This window comes from Cellulomonas cellasea (genome assembly GCF_006538745.1).
GTDB lineage: Bacteria > Actinomycetota > Actinomycetes > Actinomycetales > Cellulomonadaceae > Cellulomonas_A > Cellulomonas_A cellasea.
Map to the genome: position 1 here is coordinate 337,687 of NZ_BJLR01000009.1, position 22,513 is coordinate 360,199.

Below are 22,513 nucleotides of genomic sequence, written 5' to 3' on the forward strand. Positions count from 1 at the left end.
ACCCGTCCGGCTCGGCGATCACCCGGACGGGTGCCGCCCGCCGGACGCGCCCCCTCCGCCCTCGGTTCGTGCCCGGACGCGTCGAGGACCCCCTGGAGCTCGCCTGGCACTGGCCGTGCTCCGAGGCAGCCCTCGGCTGGCGGTGGACAGTCGACGCGGTACGTCTCGCATCTTTGCGCGTCCGAGACATCCTCGAGGAGCACCGCACCCCGGTCCGTGGTCACGACCGAAGCGGTCGTGAACGCACCTCGTCAGCACCGAAGCCCTGGCCACGTATCAGCACCGACCACCAGAATCTCGAGGCCCAGCGCGACGCGCTGACGGCGGCGGGGTGCGAGCGGATCTTCACCGACACGATGTCGGGGGCGAGTGAGTCCCGGCCCGGGCTCGCCGCGCTGCTGGACTACGCCCGGGCCGGCGACACGGTTATGGTCGTCGCCCTCGACCGGCTCGAACGCTCCCTGTCCGGTGTCATCCGCACGATCGAAACCCTGACGACCGCCGGGGTGCTGCTGCGGTCTCAGCGCGAGGGCATCGACTACGCGACCCCGACCGGCCGGATGCTCGCCGGGATCTTCGGGGCGCTAGCGGAGTACGAGCGCGAGCTGATGCACGAGCGAGCTGCCGCCGCCCGCGCTGCTGCGCGCCCGGGGCCGGCACACCGGTCGGCCTCCGCGCCTGTCCCCCGCCCCAACCCGGCAGGTCCGCTTGCTGCGCTTGAGCTGCGTGAGGTTGAGTGCGCGGGTTTCGAACGGCACGTGCCCGACCATCTTGAGCGGCTGGGGTGTCGACCCGGCCACCGCAGGGAAAGACGGCTGTGGCCGATGCTCCACGTCACCCGAAGCCATCCCATGCGTCCGCACGGCGGACGTTCGCGCGGCACGTCGCCCCGAGATGGCTCTTGCGATCGGCGCCGCCGGGCAGGCATCCGGCCAGTCTCCTACCGTCGAACGGTGATCACACCGTCGACCCCCGACTCGAGCGAGGACACCGGTCTCGACGCCGGGTTGCGCACCTCGCGCCCACCGTCTCGCTTCTCACCCGTCCGCCGCTGGGTTCTGGACTCCGTCACCGAGCTGCACGGCCTGCGCGAAGGCCTGCGCCAAGAGATCAACACGCGCGCCCGCGCGCGCGAGGACCGGCTCCTCGACGGCATCGCGCACAGCCTCGTGCTCGTCGCCTCCGAGCTCGCCACCAACGCCATCCGCCACGGACGCCCGCCCACGATCGTCGAGCTCCTCCAGCACGACACCCTCTTCCTGCTGACGGTGGCCGACCACGACCTGAGCAACCAGCCCCGCATCGCCGGGGACCGCCCACCAGGTGAAGGCGGCTTCGGCCTGCAGATCGCCCGGCGCCTGTCGGTCGACGTCGGGTGGTACCGCACCAACACCGTCAAGGTGGTCTGGGCCGAGATCGGCCCGTAGCCGGCCAAACGCATGAGACACGCACCCAAACGATCGTTTGAGTGCACCCATGGCGATCGCGCCACAGATCCACGGCTCCTCTAGGCGCCGCGACGCAGGCATGCGGCCATGATGGCCAAGTAGACCTAGGGCCCATCCGGCGAGAAGCCGGGGGCCGTCAGGTGGCCCGCAAGGAACCGCCCGGCGCGGTCGAGCGCGAGGTCTGCCTCGTCAAGTTGGCCGGCGAAGTGCTGGAACACGTGCGGCGCCCGAGCGACGACCTCGAGCGTCACGGTGACGTGGGCAGACGCCGCGCGGGCAGCGAGCCTGGTCGCGTCGTCGAGCAAGACCTCGTTCGTCCCCACTTGGATCAACAGTGGGGGCAGCCCGTCGAGGTCAGCCAGGACCGGGCTAGCGAGCGGGTCCACGGGGTCGTGGTCCCCGAGGTACTGCGCCGCGTACCCAGCGACGTCCGCCGCGTCGAAGATCGCGTCGTCCGCCTCCTTGGCCCGCAGGCTCTCTCCGGTGAGCGTCAGGTCGACCCAGGGCGACATGACGGCGACCGCCGCCGGCTGCGGTAGCCCCACGCCTCGCGCGGACAGGAGCAGTGCGAGGGCGAGCCCACCGCCGGCGGAGTCACCTGCGACGACGACCTCCCCCGCCTCGTGGCCCGCGGCGAGCAGCCCGGTGTAGGCGGCGAGGCCGTCCTCGACGGCGGCGGGGAACGGGTGCTCGGGCGCGAGGCGGTAGTCGAGCGAGTAGGCGACCGCGTTCGCGCGGCGGGCGAGGGCGGCCGCCAGCCCGGCGCCCGATCGCGCGGACCCGATGACGTAGCCGCCGCCGTGCAGGTAGAGCAGCGCGGCTCCGGCGGCTCGTGGGGGCGCCAGCCGCAGCGCCGGTACGCCGCCGAGCCGGACCTCGTCGACGGTGACGTCGTTCTCGATCGGGCGAGCCGCGAACTGCTCGAAGCCGGCGCGCTGCTGTGCGAGGGTCTGGCGCTCCCGCTGCCCGCCGCGCAGCGCGACGTCGATGGCGGTGAGCTGGGCCTGCGACATGGCGACCCCCTGGGTGACGTCACGATAGATTCCAGGGCAACTACCGCGACGCGCGATACATTCCCTGGAACACAGTTCCTGAGGTGAGGAGGTCGCATGGCAGCCGGCGCCGGAGCGGTGTTCATCGACCTCGTCCGCGTCGAGACGCTGCTGTACAACGCGGTGGACGCGCGGCTCAAGGCGACAGGTGGCCTGACACTGCCCCAGCTCGAAGTGCTGAGCATCATCCGCGACGTGCCGGGCTGCCGAGTGCTCGACGTCTCGCGCACGATCTCCATCACCGTCGGCGCGGCGAGCAAGGCCGTCGACCGTCTGCAGGAGCAGGGCTGGTGCCGACGCGTGACGGACCCCGACGACCGGCGCTCCGCCAAGCTGTCGCTGACCGCGAGCGGCTCGGCGGCTGTCGACCGCGCCACGCCCGTGTTCGAGGCCGCCGCCGAGGACGTCCTCGGGATGCTCGTGCCCGCGCACGACCTGGAGCACCTGGCGCAGACGCTGCAGACGGCACGAGCCACGCTCCAGCCCGCGGTGGACCGGACGGCCGGGCCTGCCCGTCAGCGCTCCGCGGACGGACCCGCCGCGCTCTGAGACCCAGGCAGAGCGGTCACCGTCACCGTGGGCGACCCCGCCGGGGAGCCCGAGCTCCTGCGCCCGCCGCGACAGGCGCGCGCCACCACGACGAACTAGCGCGGGGACACCGTCGTGCTCGAGCTCGACGTCGCCGTGCCCCCCGGGAAGTCCTTGTCGCTCAGCCCCGCGAGCCAGGGCCCGAGGCGGCGCCGTGACCGGGGAGCAGGTGCTCGCGCGCGACGTCGAGCACCGCCGCCGCGAGCGCGTCGTCCGCGACGCCGTGCCACGTGCCCGGCAGGCTGCGGTGCGTCCCGCGGGGCAGCGCGGCGGCGGCCCGAGCGGCCCAGCCGGTCAGGTCCGGCGAGCTGCCCGCGCTGTCGACCACGAGCGCCGGGACCCGCACGGCCCGGAGCGTGTCGAGCGTCGTCTCGTCGCCGAGCCGGCAGTCGTGCACGAGGGTCGGTGCGAGGCGCTCGAAGGTGGCCCGGACGTCGGGCGGGGTCTGCGCGAGCGCCTCGGGCGGCACGCCGATCCCCTCGTGGAACCGGTCGACGGCGTCGGCGTCCCGGCCCGCGGCGACGAGCGCGGCGAGCTCGGCCGTGAACTCGCGCGACCGGGCGCGCTCGTCGGGGTCGTCGTCCCCGAGCGGCGGCTCGACGAGCACCAGCGCGGCGACGTCGAGGCCATGCGCGGCGGCGTGCAGCGCGAGCAGCGCGCCCGACGAGAACCCGTGCAGCAGCGCCGGTCCCCCGACGGCGTCGAGCACCGCCGCGAGGTCCTCGACCTCACGCTCGACGGCGCCGGGCTCGGCGTGGGGACCGGTGCCGGTGCTCGCGCCGCGACCCCGGCGGTCGTACCGGACGACCGTCAGGTGCGGCGCGAGCAGCGGCGCGAGGCCGTCGAACGCGGAGAACGACCGGTCGTGCAGCGCGGGCTCGACGAGCACGACCGGCGGGCCGGCGCCGGTGCGGTCCCAGGCGATCACGGTCCCGTCGGCCGAGCGGGCCGTGCCCTCGACGCGGTCCGGCGCGGCGGCGGGGTCGGCTGACCCGGCGGCGCGGGCCGGGTCGACAGGGTGCGGTGCAGTGTCCATCCCCGTCAGACCGCCCGGCCGCGCCGGACTCATCGCCCGGCCGGCCCGGTCAGCGGAACCGGCGCCCCTCGTCGCGCCGGTACGCCGTCACGGCGAGCGCCGCGAACAGCACCGTCCACCCGACCAGCACGGGCAGCGCGAGCGCGTACGCGGAGTACCCGGTCGCGACGTCGATCACGAGGTCGCGCGCGGCCCGCGTCGGCAGCGCGCGGGACATCGCGTTCATCCACCCCGGGAAGACCTCGGGCGGCATGAACAGCCCGCCGGCGAACGCGAGCGGGAACAGGACCGCCTGGACCACCGCGATGGCCGCCTTGTTGCTCAGCGCGTACCCGATCGCGAGCCCGAGCAGCAGGAACGGCAGCGCGACGACGGGCACGAGCGCGAGCGAGACGAGCAGGCGCTGCGGCGTGATGGTGGCCTCGGTGAAGACGATCGCGATCCCGATCAGCGGCACCAGGGCGAGCAGGCACCACACGATCCCGTTGACGACGCGGCCCGCGAGCCGGGGCGCCGCACCGGCGGGCAGCGTGCGCAGGTACGGGTCGAACGGCATCGCGCGGTCCTCGGCGACGCCCGCGCCGAACGAGAACAGGCACGTCGAGATGATCGCGAACGTCGCGAGCTGCGCGGCCGCGGCCGTCGCGATGCCGGGGTCCTGCGAGACCTCGGGCTGCGGCACCACGAAGAAGAACATCGCGAGCGACGGGAACAGCAGGTTGCCGATGACCGCGATGGGCACCCGGACGGTCTCGAGGAACTGGAAGCGCGCGTGCAGGAGCGTGAGGTGCAGCGGGCTGCGCGGGGCGAGCGTCGTGGCGGTCATCGCGGGACTCCCTGGGGGACGGCGGTCGGGCCTTCGGCGGACGGCGCGGCGGCGCGGTCGGCCGCTCGGTCGGCGGCGCGCGCCGCGTCGCGGACGGGCTCCCCGCCGGTGAGCGCGAGGAAGGCCTCCTCGAGCGACGCCCCGCGGACCTCGAGGCCGCTGAACGGCACGTCGTCGCGCACCAGGGTGCGGACCACGGCGTCGGCGTCCGAGGCGAGCAGGGTCCAGCGGTCGCCGTCGCGCTCCGCGCTCACGACCCCGGGGATCCGGGTCAGCGCAGCGGCGGCGTGCTCGGGCACCGAGACCAGGACGCGGCGCACCGCCACGAGGTCGAGCACCGCGGCGAGCGAGTCGTCCGCGAGCACGCGGCCCTCGCCGATCACGACGACCCGCTGCGCGAGGGCCTCGATCTCCTCGAGGTAGTGGCTCGTGAGCAGGACCGTCGCGCCGTCCGCGTGGTACTGCCGCAGCGCGTCCCACAGCACGTGCCGCGCCTCGACGTCGAGGCCGGTGGTCGGCTCGTCGAGCAGGACGAGGCGCGGGCGGCCGACGAGCGCGAGCGCGACGGCGAGGCGGCGCTTCTGGCCGCCCGAGAGCCCGCCGGTCTGGCGTCCGGCGAGGTCGCCGATGCCGAACCGCTCGAGCACCTCGCCGCGCGGCATCGGGTCCGGGTAGTGCCCGGCCACGAGGTCGACGACCTCGCCGACCTTGAGCGTCGGCGGCAGCCCGGTCTCCTGCGGCGTCGTGCCGAGGCCGAGCCGGGCGACCGCGTCGCGGGGGCTGCGGCCGAACAGCCGGATCTCCCCGGAGTCGGGCTTCCGGATCCCGCTGACGAGGCTGAGCAGCGTCGTCTTGCCCGCGCCGTTCGGCCCGAGCAGCCCGACGAGCTCGCCCTCCGGGACGTCGAGCGACACGTCGTCGAGCGCGGTGACGGCGCCGAACCGGCGCGTGACCCCCTCGACCTGCACCACGTGGTTCGTCACTGCGCTTCTCATGACTGCGCTCCCTTGAGGAGGTCGGTGAGCCGGCGCGAGTAGCGCTCGAACGCGAGGCGCCCGCTGCTCGTCAGCTCGAGGTAGGTGGCCGGGGTCCGGCCCTCGTGGGTCTTCGTGACCAGGACGTACTCGGCCTCCTCGAGCTTGCGCACGTGGGTCGAGAGGTTCCCGGCGGTCATGTCCAGCAGACGCTGGAGCTTGGGGAACGAGACGCGGTCGCCGTGCGGCATCGCGGCCAGGGTCGCGACGACGCGCAGGCGGGACTGCGCGTGGATGACGGGGTCGAGGTCGTCGTCGGTCACCAGCCGCCCTTCCGCCGGGACACGTGCGCGAGGGTCGCCGCGGCGAGCATCCCCCCGCCGCCCGCGAGCGCCATCAGCAGGTAGGAGCCGGGGACCCCGAGCAGCGTCGTGGCACCGGCGACGAGGGCGATCCAGGCGCCGAGCCCGAACATCCGCCAGTCCTCCCACATGGCCGCGCCGGCGGCGTAGAGGACGCCGACGACGAGCGCCGAGAGGGCGTTCCAGCCGAGCGCGAGCACCTCCCAGCCCGCCCCGGCCCGCGTCAGCCCGATCATCGTGAGCACGACCGCGCTGAAGCCGATGGTCCACGTCCAGCCGTACATCGACCCGGTGCGCTCGCTCGCCCCCCGGACCCCCGCGGTGCGCCGGGCGATGTGCGCGATCGTCACCGCGAGCGCCGCGCTGAGGAGGACGCCGAAGACCGTGAACGCAGCCCCGCCGGGGTGCCCGTACGGCTCGGCGCGGGCGGAGGACCACAGCACGAGGTAGCCGACGAGCCACGCGACACCCCACGCGCCGAAGAGCACGCGCGGGTCGGGCGCGACCTGGTCGCGGACGCGCGCCCGCTGCGCCTGGATGATCGCGAGGCTCTCCGCGAGGTCGAGCGGCTCGTCGGACGCGTCGTCGGGTGCCATAGGTGCGACCCTTCCCGTGCAGAGGACTTTGCACTGCAAACTACTCTGCACTGACCGCGGGCACAAGGGGTCCGGGCGACGGGACGGGGCACGACGAGGCCCCGCAGCGCTCGGGGGGACGAGCGGCGACGGGGCCGTGGTGGTGGGGCGTCAGGCGGTCTGCTCCGCGTGCTCGCCCTCGCCGATCTCCTCGACGAGCTTCGCGTTGAACGCCGGCAGGTCGTCGGGCACACGGCTGCTGACGAGCCCGGAGTCGACGACGACCTCCTCGTCGACCCACGTCGCGCCCGCGTTCGTCAGGTCGGTGCGCAGGCTCGGGTACGACGTCAGGGTCCGGCCGTGGAGCACGTCGGCGTCCGTGAGGATCCAGCCACCGTGGCAGATCACGCCGACGGGCTTGTGCTGCGCGAACACGTCGCGCACGAACGCGACCGCCTGCTCGTCGAGGCGGATCGTGTCGCCGTTCGCGACGCCGCCGGGCAGCACGAGCGCGTCGAAGTCCGCGGCGCTCGCGTCGGCCGTCGTCCGGTCGACCTGCGCCTCGTGGCCGTTCTTGCCCGTGATCGTGCCGCTCCCGGACGACACGAGCACCGCGGTCGCGCCGTGCTCGGTGACCGCCTGCCACGGGCTCGTCAGCTCGCTGTCCTCGAAGCCGTCCGTGGCCAGGAACGCGACCGTCTTGCCGGTGAGGTGGGACATGCGTGCGGCTCCTCTCGAAGGGGTGTGCGGTCCTTCGACGGTAGGCGCGCGTGCGCGACGGCACCCGGAGCGGCACCCCGGGCGACCACCTACCCTCGGAGCATGACGACGGCACCGGGCACCGCGCCCGCGCCGTCGTTCCCCGCGCTCCGCCGCCGGCTGACCACCGAGGTGTGGATCGTGCTCGGCCTCTCGCTCGGCCGCTCCGGCGTCTACGCGCTCGTGAACATCGCCGCGCGGCTCACCGAGGGCACGCCGCTCGCCGAGCAGTCCGCGACGCTCAACGCGAGCCGCTCGCCGCGCCCGTATCTCGACCTGACCTACCAGCTGCTGAGCATCGGCTTCGCGCTCGTCCCCGTCGCGCTCGCGCTGTACCTGCTGTCCTCGCACGGCCGCAGCGCGGTCCGGCGCATCGGCCTCGACGGCACGCGGCCCGCACGCGACCTCGGCGTCGGCGTCGGGCTCGCGGCGCTCATCGGCATCCCCGGCCTCGCGCTCTACGCCGCCGGGCGGGCGCTCGGCGTGACGGTCGAGGTGCAGGCGTCGGCGCTGAACGCCGCGTGGTGGACCGTCCCCGTGCTCGTCCTCGCCGCGCTGCAGAACGCGCTGCTCGAGGAGGTGGTCGCGGTCGGGTACCTGACCGAGCGGCTGCGCGAGCTGCGCTGGCGGACCCCCGCGATCATCGCCGCGAGCGCCCTGCTGCGCGGCTCGTACCACCTGTACCAGGGCTTCGGGCCGTTCGTCGGGAACGTCGTCATGGGCGTCGTGTTCGCCGAGTACTACCGGCGGCGACGGCGGGTCATGCCGCTCGTCGTCGCGCACACCGTGCTCGACGTCGTCGCGTTCGTCGGGTACGCGCTCGTGCCCGCGGAGTGGCGGGACGCGCTCGGGCTGAGCTGACGGCCCGACCCCTCAGCCCTGGCGGCGCACCATCTCGCCGATCCAGATCGGCGCGTACGGCGAGGTGCACCCGGGCGGCGTCGGGTAGTCCTTGAGGACCTCGAGCCGCTCGCCGATGTCGAGCGCGCGGACCCGCAGCGCCGGGTGGTGGATGCCGATCGTCGCGAGGCACTCGTTCATGGCCCACTGCAGCCCCGCGGGCGCGTCCTTCATGTGCGCCTCGACGAGGTCGAGCAGCCCCGGCAGGTCCAGGCCGTCGGGGGCCTTCGCGACGCGGTCGCTGGTCAGGGCCCACCCGGAGCCGGCGACGGCCGGGTCGGGGTCGTCGAACCACGCCGTGCGCAGCCCCTCGACGTGCGGGCTCCTCTTGACCACGTAGCCGACGAGCCAGTCGCGCACCTTGGGGACGCGCGCGTCGCGCAGCATCGCGTCGAGCTCGGCCGCCTCGAAGTCCTTCGGGCGGCAGACCAGGATCGCGACGAGCCGGCCCGCCGTGTCGCCGGTCGCCCAGAGCTCCCGCGCCAGCCCCTGCTGGGTCCTGAGCCGCTTCGCCACCGCGCGCAGCTGCGTGAGGTTGATGCCGTGGTCGTCGCCGTGGCGCTCGTTGACGGCGCGGATGCGCGGGTCCTCGAGCGCCGCGAGCTCGGCGAGCACCTCGCCGGCGCTGACCTCGGGTGGTGCGGGACGCGTCGCCACGGCGACCTCCTCGTGCTGGGGTCAGCCCAGCATGCCCGGCGGGACGCCCGCGCGTCGCCCGTCGGCTTCCCTGCGCGTCGCCCGTCGGCGCCCTGCGCGTCGCACCTCGGCGCGTCCGCGCGACCGCGCGTCGGCCGTCGGCGCGCCGAGGACGCCCGGCGGCCCCCGTCAGCCCAGGCGGCGACGCAGTCGCGCGGCACCCACGAGGGCGCCGCCCACCACGACCAGCCCGAGACCCACGAGCCCGGGGGTCACGTCGGACCCCGTCCGGGCCAGCGCCGTCGCCCGCCCCTCACGAGAGGTCCGTGCGCGCGTCCCGGGGTCTGTCCGCGCCGACGACGGCGCGCCCGGTCGCGCCGTGGGCGCCGCGGGGTCGGCCGGGGTCACGGGGGCGGCGGGCAGCCCGGGCTCGGCCGGGAGCACCGGGGGCGCCGGCTCCTGGGGCGCGGGCACCCCGGGCGGGGGCGCCGGGGCCGCGGGCGGGACGACCACGACGACCGAGGTCCGCGCCTCGCCGGGCACGTAGGACCACAGGTCGAGCCCCTTGGCGTCACCGAAGCTGCCGGTGCACTGCGTGTTCGTGTTCGCACCCGCGCCCGCGCCGAACGCCCGCTGGCCGGAGGTCGTGTCGAAGCCGAGGTCGGGGTCGGCGGACGCGACGGAGGGGCGCGTGCCCACGCCCGCGCACAGCAGCTCGCCGGGGGTCCCGACCGCCACGCCGGCGCTCGTCACGTAGCCGCGGTCGTCGTAGAACCCCCGGGTGCAGTTCGTGCCCGTGCTGACCTCGCCCGTGAACGGGCACACGCCGTCCGGCGGGTTCTCGAGCGTGATGCTGGGACCGCCGCGCAGCGAGCTCTCCACGTCGAGGATCGGCGCGTGGTACTCCCCGCCGCGCAGCGTCGCGCGCACCGGGTACTGGCCGGCCGGGAACGGGACGCCCACGTTGTCGAGACCGTCCCACGGGATGTCGTGGGTCCCCGGCCCGACGAGCCCGCGCAGCACCCGGTTGCCGGGCGCTCCGGCGTCGAACGAGGCGCCGTCGCGCGAGAGCACGATCTCGTAGGTCCCGCGGGTGCCCGTGCTGAACCGCAGGCCACCGCCCTGCCCCTCGAACGCGACGTCGCCGCCCGCGGAACCGGCGAACCCGAGCGGCCCCATCACGGGCTCGGCGCCCTGCGCGGGGATGCCGAGGGCGTCGAGCGTCTCGGGGGCCAGCGGCTCGACCGACACGGGGTACTCGGCGCGCGCCAGGCGGACGCCGCCGAGCGGGTCGGTCAGCGTCTGCTGGTTGCTGCCCGAGCCGAGGACGTCCCGGTGCAGCGGGGTCACGCCGTCGGCGTCGTAGAAGCCCACGGGGTTGCCGTAGAAGACGAAGCCGAAGGGGTCGAACGACCGGGTCGCAACCCGGTAGCGGAAGCCGTCGGTCGTCGTGATGTAGGTCGAGAAGTCCGTGGGGCGGTCGCTGCCGCCCGTGAAGCCCGCGTAGACGTAGGTGAACGCGCGCCCGGGCAGGTCGGCGGTCGAGCCGGGCGCGGCCGGTCGCACGGTGAGGTCCCACGCGGCGACGGTCGTCGAGCTCTCGGCCTGCGCGACGACGCCCGTCCCGACCTGGGCCCGCGTCGGGACGCCGCCGGAGAGCGCGCCACCGGGGCCGATCGAGCCGTAGAAGGCGACGCGGCGCAGCCCGGTCGTGGTCACGGTGTGGACGCACGGCACGTAGCCATCGGGGTTGCCGGTGCCGTCGACCGACCGCGCACCGGCCAGCTCCTGGGCCCGCGTGGAGATCAGCCCGAGCGCGGCGTCCCCGCTCGCCTCGCGCTGGGCCCGGCAGCTCGACGCGGGAGCGGGCAGCGTCGCCGCCTCGGTGTCGGTCACGGCGCCGGGCTCCCACACGGCGACGTCCGCGAGCCCGGGGACGACGCCGAGCGCCGACGAGCCCAGGAGGAGCTGCTCGCCCTGGCGCGCGAACACCGTGAACAGCGTCCGGCGGACGATGTGCGTGCCGTCCGGGGGTCCGTAGGTCGCGACGTTCCACTCGATCGGCGCGCGGCACCCGGCACCGGTCCCCGTCCCGCACACGGCGTCGTCCGGGAACAGGTCACCGCTGCCGACGCCCGCCGCGGGCGACGCGGCGATGCCGGTGGCGAGGGGCAGCGCGAGGGCCGCCAGCGTGAGCAGGAGCCGCCGCCGGCGGGTCGGACGAGGCGCACGGACGGCCTCGTCGTGGGTCCGCGGGGCCTCGGTGGGGGCCGGCGTCGTCGCCGGTCGAAGACGTGCCATGCCTCACCCTCACCCGCGCGCACCAATCCCGTCCAACCGGTCGGTTGTCCGGGTCAGCGGCCTGCGGGCCGCCTCCATGACCTCCGAGGTCATCGACGGCGCCCAGCCCCCGGGTGGAACGTGGGGGCCATGAGCACACAAGGAGCCGTACCGGCCGGACACCCCTCGTGGCCCGACGGCCGGGGATCGCTGGCGTCGGCGCCGGGTGGCCGGCCGTGAGCGCGTACGCCGTGGCGCACCTGACCGCCCCGCCCTCCCACCTGCCCGACGAGGTGCTCGAGTACATGGAGCGCATCCAGGCCACGCTCGACCCGCACGGCGGACGCTTCGTGGTGCACGGCGGCACCGTGGAGGTCCAGGAGGGCGCCTGGCCGGGGACCGTGGTCGTCATCGAGTTCCCGGACCTGCCGGCGGCGCGCGCCTGGTACGGGTCCGAGGCGTACACCGCGCTCAAGCCGCTGCGGACCCGCAACGTGCCCGGCCACGCGATCCTGGTCGACGGCGTGAGCGCCGACTACGACCCCGCGGAGACGGCCGCCGCGCTCCGCCGCGAGGGGCACGGCGGCCCCGGCGTCCGACTCACCCCCTGACCAGGGCGGACCGCGCCCCGGGAGCCGTCGCTCTGCGGCCGGCGCGGCGGGCCGGCGCGGCTCGTCGGCCTGAGGCGGGATCCGGCGCGGCACGTACAACCGTCGCGGGCTCCCGGGCCGGCGCCGCACGTCAGCCCGAGGCAGGCTCCGGCGCGGCTCCGGTCAGCTCCCGGACCGCCGACGCCGTGCGCGCGTCGGCGGGGAGGAAGGCCTCGATGCTGAGCTCGGCAGCCGTCAGGTCCAGCGCGCTGCCGAAGGTCGTCACGGTGCTCAGGAAGGCCAGCTCGGTGTCGCCGTGGCGCAGGCGCAGGGGGACGGCGATCCCGGTCGGCGGCGACGCGTCCCGGCCGCCGGGCAGCGCGGACAGCTCCTCGTGCAGGCGCTCGAGCTCCGGGTCGCCGGTCTGCCGGACGTCGTGCGCCAGGCGGTGGAGGAGGTGCGATCGCCACTGCGGCAGGTTCACGACCCGGGGGGCCATGCCGTCCGGGTGCAGGCTCAGGCGCAGCACGTTGAGCGGGGGCCCGAGCAGGTGCTCCGCCGCCCCGGCGGTGAGGACGTCCGCGCTCCGGTTGGCGGCGACGAGGTTCCACCGGCGGTCGATGACGGCGGCAGGGTAGGGCTCGAACCCCCGCAGCACGAGGTCGACCGCCTCGCGCACCGGCGCCATCCCGGCGTCGTCCAGCGCGAGCGCGCTGTAGGCCGGCGCGAGGCCCGCCGCGAGCAGCAGCGCGTTCCGCTCGCGCAGCGGGACGTCGAGGTGGTCCGCGAGACGCAGGATCATCGTCCGGCTGGGGCGGGCCCGCCCGGTCTCGACGAAGCTCAGGTGCCGGGTGGACACCTCGGCCTCGATCGACAGCTCGAGCTGGCTGAGCCGCCGGCGCCGGCGCCAGTCGCGCAGCAGGACTCCGACCGGGGGGCGCGCAGCGTTGTCGCTCACCGGCGTCACGCTACGGCGCACCGCGCGGGGCGTGCCGCTCAGTCGGTGCGCGAGAACCGCGAGCCGCCGTACTTCTTGTGCACGGCCTGCTTGCTCACGCCGAGCATCGTCGCGATCGACGCCCACGGCACCCCCGCGACGCGCGCGCGCCGCACGACGACGGCCTCGCGCCGGTCCGTCTCGCGGCGCAGCTGCGCGAGCGCGGCGAGCGCCGACAGCGGGTCGTCCCCGTCCGCCTGCCGCACGAGCATGCTCATGTCGACCTCCTCCACGTCGCACCTCCGGTCAGTTCGTCAACCTGGGTTGACGCCTCCGACGCTAGGCGACCGCGCGCGCCGCGTCAACCCAGGTTGACGCGCCGGCGCGCGCAGAGCCGGCCGGGCGATCCGGGGGGGGCGGGCCACGACGGCATCGTTGACAGCACCCTGTCATCGGCGTAGCGTTGACAGGGTGCTGTCAACCGAGGAGGACGACATGGGAACCGTGGTGCTGTACGGGCTCGACACGATGGCCGACTGGGAGTACGCGTACCTGACCGCCGGCCTGACGATCGCCGCCGAGCAGGGCGACCACCGCTACCGCTTCGTCACCGCCGGCCCCACCGGGACGACCCAGGTCACGACGACCGGCCGGCTGCGCGTGCTGCTCGACACCCAGCTCGACCAGGTCCCGCTCGAGGACATCGCCGCGCTCGTCCTGCCGGGCGGCGAGTCCTGGGGCGAGGGCCACGAGCAGGTGCTCGACCTCGCCCGGCGGTGCGTCGACGCCGGCGTCCCCGTCGCGGCGATCTGCGGCGCGACGCTCGCGCTCGCCCGCACCGGCCTGCTCGACGACCGCGAGCACACGAGCAACGCCGCGGACTTCCTCGCGACGGCCCCGGGCTACGCCGGGCACGCGCTGTACCGGGAGGGCCGCACCGTCGTCGACCGCGGGGTCATCACCGCGCCCGCGACGGCACCCGTCGACTTCGCCCGAGCGGTCTTCGAGGCCCTCGAGCTCTTCCCGCCGGAGATCACCGAGGCCTGGTACGGGCTCTACACGACCGGCGAGCGCCGCTTCTACGACCAGCTCACCGGCGCCGGCGCGTGACCGGACCCACCCCGGCGGGCGCGCGGGCGCCCCGACGCACGCCCGCGGCCGACCGGGCGGCGGCGCGTGCGACGGGCGCGACGGGTGCAGCGACGGGCGCGACGGCGGACCGCGCGGCGGGCCGCTCCCCCGCGGGCGACGCCCTGACCGCCCTCGTCCTCCCCGTGTTCGAGCTCAACGGCGAGCTGCTCGCCGCCGCGCGGGACATCGCCGAGCCCGCCGGGCTGACCCCCGCGTGGTGGCAGGTGCTCGGCGCGACGCTCGACGAGCCGCTCACCGTCTCGGACGTCGCGCGCCGCGTCGGGCTCGGCCTCGCCCGGCAGAGCGTGCAGCGCACCGCGGACCTGCTCGTCGACAAGGGCTGGGCGCGCTACCTCGACAACCCCCGGCACGCCCGCGCCCGGCTGCTCGAGCCCACGCCGCGGGGCCGCGAGACGCTGCTGCGGCTGCGCGACGCCCAGCACGCGTGGGCCGACGCGGTCGGTGCGGCGGTCGGGGCCGACGAGCTGCGCGCGTTCCGGGCGACCGCCGAGCGTATCGCGGCGGCGTCGCGCGCGTACCGGGAGCACCCGACCGGCTGACCCGGCCCGCGCCCGTCACGTTCTCCCCTCCTGCGTCGTCACCCGAGTGACCGACGACCCGAGGAGTCACCATGGCCCGCATCGCCCCACCCGCACGCCCGCGCCTCGCCGACCGGGTCGCCGCCGCCGCGACCCGGCGGATGTTCGGCATGCCCCTCGACCCGGGCGCCGTGACCGCGCACAGCCGCGGGGTGTTCTGGTCCCAGCTCGTGGGCGAGGTCGTGCTGCTGCGCGCCCGCCGGCACCTGCCCGAGCGCCTGCGCAGCCTCGTCGAGCACCGCGTCGCGGTCGTCATCGGCTGCCCGTGGTGCATCGACTTCGGCGCGATGCTCGCGCTGCGCGTCGGCGTGAGCGCCGAGGAGCTCGTGGCCGTGCGCGACTACGCCGGCTCCGCGTCGTTCACCGACCTCGAGAAGCGGGCGATGGCGTTCGCCGACGCGGCCACGGCGACCCCGATGGGGGTGACCGACGCGATGGTGGCCACCCTGCGCGCCGAGCTGGGCGACGCCGGGACGGTCGAGCTGGCCCACCTGGTCGCGCTCGAGAACCAGCGCTCGCGGCTCAACCACGCGCTCGGCATCACGAGCCAGGGCTTCGCCGACGGGGACGTGTGCGCGCTCCCGCCGCTCGACACCGCCCGCCCGACCGGGGCGCCGCTCACCGCACCGGGACGCGCACCCGCGTGAGCTTGTCGGGATTGCGGACCATGTCGACCCCGTGCACCAGGCCGTCGGGCCCGACGCGCGGGAGGACGACCGTGATCCCCGACGCGACGTGCGCGTCGGTGCTCTCGCCGATCTCGACGAGAGCACCGAGCTCGCCGTTGACGAGCACCGGCACGACGTCGACCCGCGCCGTCCCCGCCCTCGTCCGGAGCCCGAGCAGGAAGCGCGCGACGTGGTCGGGGCCGACGACGGGACGCAGCGCCGCGCTGACCCGACCACCGCCGTCGGACCGCAGCACGACGTCGGGCGCGAGCGTGCGCACCAGGCCGTCGAGGTCGCCGCCGAACGCCGCGCGCGTGAACGCCTCGACGACCTCGCGCTGGCGGGGCAGCGGGACCGCGGGCGGCGGACGGTGCTCCCGCACGGCCCGCCGGGCGCGCGACGCGAGCTGCCGCGCCGCCGCCACGCTGGTGCCGAGCGACTCCGCGACGTCGGCGAACGGCACGGCGAACACGTCGTGCAGCACGAAGGCCACGCGCTGCTCGGGCGAGAGCTCCTCGAGGACCACGAGCAGCGCGAGCCGGACCGACTCGTCGAGCAGGGCGAGCTGCTCGGGCCCGGGCGGGGCGTCGAGCGGCTGCACCCACGGCTCGGGCAGCCACGGGCCGACGTACGTCTCGCGCCGGACCCGGGCCGAGCGGAGGCGGTCGAGGCACAGCCGCGTCGTGACCGTCGTGAGCCAGGCGGCCGGCTCCTCGATCGCGGGCCGGTCCGCACCCGCGAACCGCAGCCACGCGTCCTGCACCACGTCCTCGGCGTCGGCCCGGCTGCCGAGCACCCGGTAGGCCAGCCCGACGATCCGCGCCCGGTGCTCCTCGAACTCGCGCGCGAGCGCGTCCTGCTCGGTCATGGGGCGCATCCTGCCGCACCCACCCTGAGTCGACCCTGAGAGCCGCGCGCCCCGGGTACGACCCAGGACCGACCCAGGTCGCACGAGCATCCGCCCCGAGGATCGACTTGGCCCGGCGCACCGGACATCGCCGGGGCGAGGAGGGCCTCGCTGCCTACACTCGCCGGTATGCCCGAGCTGCCGACGACCGCGCGCCTCGGTCTCGGCCCGTCCCCCGACGACGACGCCGACCGGCTCGCGGGCGTCGAGATCGTCGACACCCCCGCGGTCCGCGTGCACCACCCGAGCGACCTGCTCGGCGTGGTCGTCGGGACGCTCGGGATCGCGCTCGTGCTCGTCGCCGCGACCTACGCGCAGAACACCACGACCGGGGTCGCCGAGGACGTGCAGGGCTTTCGGTCGCTCCTCGGGCAGATCCTCATCTTCCCCGTGACCCTGCTCGAGATCGTCGTGGTCGTCCTCGCGCCCGTCGCGGTCCTGACCGAGCTCGCGATCCGGCGGCTCGGGCGCCAGCTCCTCGAGGCGCTCGCGGCGGCGCTCGGCGGGCTCCTGCTGTGCATGGTGCTCGGGTGGGCGGTGCACGCGTTCGGGCCCGCGGAGCTCGTGACCGGCATGTCCGTGCGGCTGCGCAGCGGCGCGTGGGTGCTGACCATCCCCCCGTACGTCTCCCTCATCGCCGGGCTGCTCACGACGTCGGGGCCGCGCACCCGGCGGCGCACGGTCGCGTGGTCGTGGAACCTCCTGTGGGTCTGGGTCGGCGTCGTGCTCATCACCGGCGCCGTGTCGCTGCCCGGCCTGGCCGTCGCGCTCCTCGTCGGGCGTGTCGCGGGGCTCGGCGTGCGCTACCTGTCGGGCGTGCGCTCCGAGCGCGCGTACGGGGTGAGCCTCGTCGACGGCGTGCGGCGCGCGGGCTTCGAGCCGGTCCGCATCACCCGCGTGCCCGACGCGCACGACGAGGGCGCGGACGCCACCGCCGGCACCGCCGCCGGTGCACCCCCGACGACGACCCGCGCGATCGCCCGCTACTCCGACCACCGCGTCTACGACCTGACCACCGCCGACGGCCAGGACCTCGACGTCGTCGTGCTCGACGGCGACCGGCAGGTCGTCGGCATGCTGTCGCGGCTGTGGCGCTCGCTCCGGCTGCGCGGGCTCGACGGGCGCTCCGTGGTGTCGCTGCGCCAGGCCGCCGAGCGTGCCGCGCTCCTCGCGTACGCCGCGCGCGCGGCCGGCGTCCGGACCCCCCGCCTGCTCAGCATCTCCGAGGCCGACGACTCGATGCTGCTCGTCCAGGAGGCGCCCGGCACCGCCCGCCCGCTCGCGGACCTCGACGCCGAGGACATCACCGACGACATGCTCGAGGAGGTCTGGGCGCAGCTGCGGCTCGCGCACGGCGCCGGGATCGCGCACCGCGCTCTGACCAGCGACGTCGTGCTCGTCGACGTCGTCGTCGGGCGGCCCGTCGCCTGGCTCGTCGGGTGGGAGCAGGGCGACGTCGCGTCCTCCGAGCTCGCCCGGCGCATGGACGTCACCCAGCTCGTGGCGCTGCTCGCGCTGCGGGTCGGCGCGACGCGCGCCCTGGAGTCGGCGTCGCGCGTGCTGCCCGACGAGGACATCGCCGCCGTCGGCCCGCTGCTGCAGACCATCGCCCTCCCCCAGCGCACGCGCGACGAGATGCGCGCGCACAAGGAGGTCCTCGCCGAGCTGCGGTCCGCGCTCGTCCAGCGGCTCCCCGAGGCGGACGTGCACCCCGAGCAGCTCGTGCGCTTCGGGGCCCGGACGCTGCTGACGATCTTCCTCACGACCGTCGCGGTCGTCGTCGTCCTCACGAGCATCAACGTCGACGAGATCACCGAGGCGGTCAGCGAGAGCGACTGGCGCTGGAGCCTCGTCGCGTTCGGCCTCGGCCTGCTGACCCTGTTCGGCGCGGGGCTCGCGTTCGTCGCGTTCTCGCCCGTGCGGCTGCCGGTGTGGCGCGCGACCCTCGTGCAGACCGCAGCCACCTTCGTCGCGCTCGCGGCCCCCGCCGGGATCGGCCCCGCCGCGCTCAACCTGCGGATGCTCACGCGGCGCGGGGTGTCGACGTCGCTCGCCGCGGCGACCGTCGCGCTCGTGCAGGTCTCGCAGTTCGTCGTCACGATCCTGCTGCTGCTGGGGCTGTCCGTCGCGTCCGGGACCCAGCAGGCGTCGCCGCTGCCCGCGTCGCCGCAGATGTTCCTCGCGATCGGCATCCTGGCGCTGCTCGTCGCCTCGACGCTGCTCGTGCCGGCCGTGCGCGCGTGGGTCGCCTCGAAGACGCTCCCGATGCTGCGCCAGACCTGGCCGCGGCTCATCGAGGTCGTCGGGCAGCCCCGGCGGCTCGTGCTCGCGTTCGGCGGCAACGTGCTCATGACGATGGGCTACGTCCTCGCGTTCGACGCGGCCCTGCGGGCGTTCGGGGAGGACGTCTCGCTCGTGCAGGTCGCGCTGCTCTACCTCGCCGGGAACACCGCGGGCTCGCTCGTGCCGACCCCGGGCGGCCTCGGCACCGTCGAGCTCGCGCTGACCACGGGCCTGACCTCCGTCGGGATCAACGCCGGTGTCGCGGTCTCCGTGGCGTTCCTGTTCCGCGCGCTGACGTTCTGGCTGCGGATCCCCATCGGCTGGGCGGCCATGCGGTTCCTGCAGCGCAAGGGCGAGCTCTAGCCCGTGGCGTCGACCGCGCCGGCGCCGCCCGGCGGGCCCTCCGCGGGGCGTGCCGTGCGGACGTCGCTCGACGAGGACCACGCCCTCGGCGTCCGGCCGGCTCCGCGCGGGGCGCGCCGTGCGGACGTCAGGCGACGAGGACCTCGCCGTCGACGACCCGGACCGGCAGCTGCCCGAGCGGCTCCTCGGCGGGGCCCGTGGTGACCGAGCCGTCCTCGGTCGAGAACACCGAGGCGTGGCACGGGCAGACGAGCACGTCCCGGTCGGGGACGACGGTGCAGCCCTGGTGCGTGCACACCGCGACGTACGCGACGACGGTGCCCGCGGTCGGCTGCACGAGGACGAGCGGGACGTCGTCGGGCCCGTCGACCGACAGCGCGCCGCCCACGGGGACGTCCTCGAGCCGCGCGAGGACCGCTCCGGACCCACCGCCGTCCGCAGACGCGCCGCCGCCCGCCGCGGGCTCGTCGTCGCCGTCCGCCGGGGCCGCGCACGCGGCGAGCACGAGCGCCGCCGCCCCGAGCGAGACCGCACCGGCTCCGCGCAGGACGCTGCGCCGCGTCGGGCCGGCGCACGCGTGGTCGGCGCCGCAGGGCCGCGCACCGTGCGCCGCGGCGGGGGCGGCGAGCACCGGGGCGTGGGCCGGGTTGGTGACCGTGGGGACGGTGGGCGTCGGGTCGGTCGTCGGCGTCATGGTCGGCTCCTTCGCGCGGCGGGCTGGCGGCTGACCCACCACGCACGCGGCGGAATCCGGTTCAGGATGCCGCATCGCCGCCCCACGGCCGTCCGCTTCCCGTGCACGCCGCCCCACCGGGGACGCAGACGACCCAGGGCAGCACGCGGGTGCGTGCTGCCCTGGGTCGGGAGAGGAGCGGGGTGCGCTCAGGCGGCGTACTCGCGCTGCGTCGGCACGAGGTCGTGACGCGCGGCGGGCGACGACGAGCCCGACGAGCGAGCCCACGACGACGGCCTTGGGACCGATGCGGTCGTCGAGCCACCCGGCCGCGACGGTGGCGAGCCCGGCGACGACGTTCGCGGCGATCGCGAACTGGATGACCTGGCCGGCGGTGAACCCGAACGTCGTCGAGGCGATGATCGCGCCGAACACGAACACGCCCGAGAGCCCGTCGCGGTACACCGCGCTCGCGACCAGGAAGCCGACCGTGGGGCGGCTCGTGCGCCAGAGGCGGACGACGTCGGCGGCGAGCGCCCGGTAGGCGGCCACGACGCCGCGGCGCTCCGGGCGGCCCGCGACGGGGAGCTCGGGGACGGCGAAGAAGACCGGCAGGGCGAACACCGCGAACCAGATCGCGGAGAACAGCACCGCGACCCGGATGTCGAGGCCGCCCTCGTCGGTGACCCCGAACCAGCCGACCTCGGGGTCGATGAACCCGACGAACAGCAGGAGCAGCAGCACGATCCCGCCGACGTACCCGGCGCCCCAGCCGATGCCGCTGACCTTGCCGACGGTCCCGGGCGTCGAGACCTGCGCGAGCATCGCGTTGTAGTTGACGCCCGCGAGCTCGAAGAACACGTGCCCGACGGCGAGCAGGAAGATCCCGAGCAGCAGGTTCTGCTCGAGCGAGCCGGGGTCCGGCGTGACGAAGAACATCGAGATGCTGATGAGCACCGTGATCGCGGTGTGCACGCCGAGCCAGCGCTTGCGCCGCCCCGTGCGGTCGGCGCTCGAGCCGGTCACGGGCGCGAGCAGCGCGATGAGCACGCCCGCGCCGGCCAGCCCCCACCCGAGCCACGCGGAGTGGTCCGCGAGCGCCGCGTCGAGCAGCGCGTTCGCCGGTCCGTCCCCGCCGGGCTCGGCCTCGGCGGCTGCGACGGTCGCCGGGTCGACGAACGCGTCGGACGTGATCCAGCGCGTGAACACGAACGTCGTGATGACGGCCTGGAAGGCCGCGGACCCCCAGTCCCACAGCGCCCAGGCGAGCACGCGCCGACGAGGGACGGGGACGGGCGTCGTCGCCCGCGGGGAGTCCTGCGAGGTGTCCGGCACGCGCGCAGCGTAGGTCGTCTACTCGTCCAGCGGGAGACCCTGACGTTCCGGGAGGGTGAACGCGCCGACCGCGGCGACCACGAAGACGGCCGCGAAGACCCCGAACAGCAGGCTCGTGCCGCCCGCGTCGCGCAGGAACGGCACGGCCAGCGGGGCCAGCACCGAGGCGATCCGCCCGAAGCCCGCGGCGGCGCCGGATCCCGTCCCGCGCACCGACGTCGGGTACAGCTCGGGCGTGACCGCGTACAGCGCGCCCCACGCGCCCAGGTTGAAGAACGACAGCAGCATCCCGGTCAGCAGCACGCCCTGCTCGGTGCCCGCGGAGGCGAACAGCGCGGCCGCCACGGCGGAGCCGACGAGGAACGTGGACAGCGTGCGGCGCCGTCCCCACACCTCGACGAGCACCGCCGACGCGGCGTACCCGGGGAGCTGGGCGAGGGTGATCCACAGCGTGTACTCGAACGACCGCACGAGCGTGAACCCGTCGGCCACGAGGATCGTCGGGAGCCAGATGAACGCGCCGTAGTACGCGAAGTTGACCATGAACCACACGAGCCAGAGTGCGACGGTGCGGCGGCGCAGCGACGGCGCGAACAGCGCGGCGACCCGGGTCCCGCGCGCAGCGGGCGGCTGGGGGCGGGCGCGGGTGCCGTCGGGCTCGACGGGGTCGGACTCGTCGGCCGACGGCCGGCGCGGTCCCGGCACCATCGGCTTCGGGGTCCACGACCCGCCCGCGGTCGGCGTCGCGGGGGCGACGAAGGCCGGCTCCGGCGCAACGCCGGCGGACCGCTCGAACCGCTGCACGACGGCCTCGGCCTCGACGACCCGCCCGCGCGACTCGAGGAAGCGCACCGACTCGGGCAGCACCGCGCGCACGACCGCGGAGTACAGGGCCGGGACCGCGCCGATCGCGAGCGCCCAGCGCCAGCCGTCGTCGCTCGCGGGGACGACGAGGTACCCGACGACCGCCGCAAGGCTCCAGCCGACAGCCCAGAACGCCTCGAGCGCGACGACGACGCGCCCGCGGATGCGCGGCGGCGCGAACTCGCTCACGAGCGTCGACGCGACGGGCAGCTCCGCCCCGAGCCCGAGACCGACGACGAGCCGCAGCACGATGAGCGCCGCGACCGAGCCCGCGAGCGCCGACGCGCCCGTCGCCAGCCCGTACACGAGCAGCGTCAGCGCGAACACCTGGCGCCGCCCGATGCGGTCGGCGAGCAGCCCGCCGAGGCTCGCGCCGAGCGCCATGCCGACGAACCCGGCCGACGCGATCCACGACAGCTCGGTCGGCGACGCCCCCCACTGCACCGCGAGCTGCGCGAGGACGAACGAGATGAGCCCGACGTCGAGCGCGTCGAGCGCCCACCCGGCGCCCGAGCCGAGCAGGAGGCGCAGGTGCTCGCGCGTGAACGGCAGGGCGTCGAGGCGTTCGGTCCGCGTGGGGGCGGGCGGCGGGGTCATGGGTCTCCTTCCCGGTCGCTTACCTTCCACCGCGGGGGCGACGTGCACAACTCGCCGACCGGGTGCCGCCGGGCGCGCCGCGTCGCCCCCGCCCGTGCTCGGTGCGCGGGGAGGGGACGACGCGGCGGAG

Annotated in this window: 22 protein-coding genes; 8 read left to right on the plus strand and 14 right to left on the minus strand. The window is 75.5% G+C overall.

Annotated elements, in window-relative coordinates:
• The first annotated feature begins 68 nt into the window (after positions 1-68).
• Entirely contained in the window at positions 69-1,427 is a 1,359-nt protein-coding gene (locus CCE01nite_RS21730) for a recombinase family protein (protein ID WP_211254596.1), read from the plus strand.
• A gap of 125 nt (positions 1,428-1,552) precedes the next feature.
• On the opposite strand, the gene CCE01nite_RS04835 is transcribed toward CCE01nite_RS21730, so the two are convergent.
• Positions 1,553-2,461: an alpha/beta hydrolase fold domain-containing protein gene (locus CCE01nite_RS04835; RefSeq protein WP_034634288.1), complete on the minus strand. Its 909-nt coding sequence runs from the start codon at positions 2,459-2,461 to the stop codon at positions 1,553-1,555.
• A 96-nt stretch (positions 2,462-2,557) separates the two neighbouring features.
• On the opposite strand from CCE01nite_RS04835, the gene CCE01nite_RS04840 reads away from it, so the two are divergent.
• Positions 2,558-3,049 (plus strand): MarR family winged helix-turn-helix transcriptional regulator, encoded by a 492-nt coding sequence (locus tag CCE01nite_RS04840; RefSeq protein WP_084142919.1) that lies wholly within the window; start codon positions 2,558-2,560, stop codon positions 3,047-3,049.
• 160 nt (positions 3,050-3,209) lie between these two features.
• On the opposite strand, the gene CCE01nite_RS04845 is transcribed toward CCE01nite_RS04840, so the two are convergent.
• From CCE01nite_RS04845 to CCE01nite_RS04870, 6 genes are all read right to left on the minus strand, one after another.
• Entirely contained in the window at positions 3,210-4,124 is a 915-nt protein-coding gene (locus CCE01nite_RS04845; RefSeq protein ID WP_084142920.1) for an alpha/beta fold hydrolase, read from the minus strand.
• A 49-nt stretch (positions 4,125-4,173) separates the two neighbouring features.
• Entirely contained in the window at positions 4,174-4,950 is a 777-nt protein-coding gene (locus tag CCE01nite_RS04850) for an ABC transporter permease (RefSeq protein ID WP_034634291.1), read from the minus strand.
• Positions 4,947-5,945, minus strand: coding sequence for an ABC transporter ATP-binding protein (locus tag CCE01nite_RS04855; protein WP_034634295.1), 999 nt, complete (start codon positions 5,943-5,945; stop codon positions 4,947-4,949). Before CCE01nite_RS04855 ends, CCE01nite_RS04850 begins: the two co-directional genes overlap by 4 nt.
• A complete protein-coding gene (locus CCE01nite_RS04860) occupies positions 5,942-6,247 on the minus strand; it encodes a transcriptional regulator (RefSeq protein WP_034634297.1) in 306 nt (101 codons plus the stop codon). The genes CCE01nite_RS04855 and CCE01nite_RS04860 overlap by 4 nt, the downstream gene beginning before the upstream one ends.
• Positions 6,244-6,882 (minus strand): hypothetical protein, encoded by a 639-nt coding sequence (locus tag CCE01nite_RS04865; RefSeq protein ID WP_034634299.1) that lies wholly within the window; start codon positions 6,880-6,882, stop codon positions 6,244-6,246. The genes CCE01nite_RS04860 and CCE01nite_RS04865 overlap by 4 nt, the downstream gene beginning before the upstream one ends.
• Positions 6,883-7,032: 150 nt before the next feature.
• Positions 7,033-7,581, minus strand: a complete 549-nt coding sequence (locus CCE01nite_RS04870) for a type 1 glutamine amidotransferase domain-containing protein (RefSeq protein WP_034634302.1) — start codon at positions 7,579-7,581, stop codon at positions 7,033-7,035.
• Between the two features lie 102 nt (positions 7,582-7,683).
• On the opposite strand from CCE01nite_RS04870, the gene CCE01nite_RS04875 reads away from it, so the two are divergent.
• Complete coding sequence (locus tag CCE01nite_RS04875) at positions 7,684-8,481, plus strand: CPBP family intramembrane glutamic endopeptidase (protein WP_034634304.1); 798 nt, start codon at positions 7,684-7,686, stop codon at positions 8,479-8,481.
• A 12-nt stretch (positions 8,482-8,493) separates the two neighbouring features.
• Here CCE01nite_RS04875 and CCE01nite_RS04880 read toward each other — a convergent pair whose 3' ends face one another.
• Both CCE01nite_RS04880 and CCE01nite_RS21200 read right to left on the minus strand, forming a co-directional pair.
• Entirely contained in the window at positions 8,494-9,177 is a 684-nt protein-coding gene (locus CCE01nite_RS04880) for a DNA alkylation repair protein (RefSeq protein WP_034634306.1), read from the minus strand.
• A gap of 168 nt (positions 9,178-9,345) precedes the next feature.
• Positions 9,346-11,457, minus strand: coding sequence for a T9SS type B sorting domain-containing protein (locus CCE01nite_RS21200; RefSeq protein ID WP_170223935.1), 2,112 nt, complete (start codon positions 11,455-11,457; stop codon positions 9,346-9,348).
• Between the two features lie 215 nt (positions 11,458-11,672).
• Here CCE01nite_RS21200 and CCE01nite_RS04890 point away from each other — a divergent pair, with 215 nt between their 5' ends.
• Positions 11,673-12,047, plus strand: a complete 375-nt coding sequence (locus tag CCE01nite_RS04890) for a DUF1330 domain-containing protein (RefSeq protein ID WP_034635000.1) — start codon at positions 11,673-11,675, stop codon at positions 12,045-12,047.
• A gap of 130 nt (positions 12,048-12,177) precedes the next feature.
• Here the strand turns inward: CCE01nite_RS04890 and CCE01nite_RS04895 are convergent, their stop codons facing one another.
• Complete coding sequence (locus tag CCE01nite_RS04895) at positions 12,178-12,984, minus strand: helix-turn-helix transcriptional regulator (RefSeq protein WP_211254608.1); 807 nt, start codon at positions 12,982-12,984, stop codon at positions 12,178-12,180.
• A 38-nt stretch (positions 12,985-13,022) separates the two neighbouring features.
• Positions 13,023-13,241 (minus strand): hypothetical protein, encoded by a 219-nt coding sequence (locus CCE01nite_RS04900; RefSeq protein ID WP_084142982.1) that lies wholly within the window; start codon positions 13,239-13,241, stop codon positions 13,023-13,025.
• 193 nt (positions 13,242-13,434) lie between these two features.
• Here CCE01nite_RS04900 and CCE01nite_RS04905 point away from each other — a divergent pair, with 193 nt between their 5' ends.
• From CCE01nite_RS04905 to CCE01nite_RS04915, 3 genes are all read left to right on the plus strand, one after another.
• On the plus strand, positions 13,435-14,073 hold the full coding sequence (locus CCE01nite_RS04905; RefSeq protein ID WP_218026446.1) for a DJ-1/PfpI family protein: 639 nt from the start codon (positions 13,435-13,437) through the stop codon (positions 14,071-14,073).
• Positions 14,070-14,654: a MarR family winged helix-turn-helix transcriptional regulator gene (locus CCE01nite_RS04910; RefSeq protein WP_211254609.1), complete on the plus strand. Its 585-nt coding sequence runs from the start codon at positions 14,070-14,072 to the stop codon at positions 14,652-14,654. The genes CCE01nite_RS04905 and CCE01nite_RS04910 overlap by 4 nt, the downstream gene beginning before the upstream one ends.
• Positions 14,655-14,725: 71 nt before the next feature.
• Positions 14,726-15,340, plus strand: coding sequence for a carboxymuconolactone decarboxylase family protein (locus CCE01nite_RS04915; protein WP_034634988.1), 615 nt, complete (start codon positions 14,726-14,728; stop codon positions 15,338-15,340).
• Here the strand turns inward: CCE01nite_RS04915 and sigJ are convergent.
• The gene (gene sigJ / locus CCE01nite_RS04920; RefSeq protein ID WP_052104484.1) at positions 15,312-16,229 is read right to left on the minus strand and encodes an RNA polymerase sigma factor SigJ; all 918 of its coding nucleotides are present in this window, start codon (positions 16,227-16,229) and stop codon (positions 15,312-15,314) included. The genes CCE01nite_RS04915 and sigJ overlap by 29 nt on opposite strands.
• Before the next feature lie 168 nt (positions 16,230-16,397).
• Between sigJ and CCE01nite_RS04925 the strand changes: the two genes are divergently transcribed.
• A complete protein-coding gene (locus tag CCE01nite_RS04925) occupies positions 16,398-18,914 on the plus strand; it encodes a lysylphosphatidylglycerol synthase transmembrane domain-containing protein (protein ID WP_052104485.1) in 2,517 nt (838 codons plus the stop codon).
• A gap of 127 nt (positions 18,915-19,041) precedes the next feature.
• Here the strand turns inward: CCE01nite_RS04925 and CCE01nite_RS21735 are convergent, their stop codons facing one another.
• Both CCE01nite_RS21735 and CCE01nite_RS04935 read right to left on the minus strand, forming a co-directional pair.
• Positions 19,042-20,922, minus strand: a complete 1,881-nt coding sequence (locus CCE01nite_RS21735) for an MFS transporter (RefSeq protein WP_141372031.1) — start codon at positions 20,920-20,922, stop codon at positions 19,042-19,044.
• An 18-nt stretch (positions 20,923-20,940) separates the two neighbouring features.
• Positions 20,941-22,383 (minus strand): MFS transporter, encoded by a 1,443-nt coding sequence (locus CCE01nite_RS04935; RefSeq protein WP_141372032.1) that lies wholly within the window; start codon positions 22,381-22,383, stop codon positions 20,941-20,943.
• Positions 22,384-22,513: the final 130 nt, after the last annotated feature.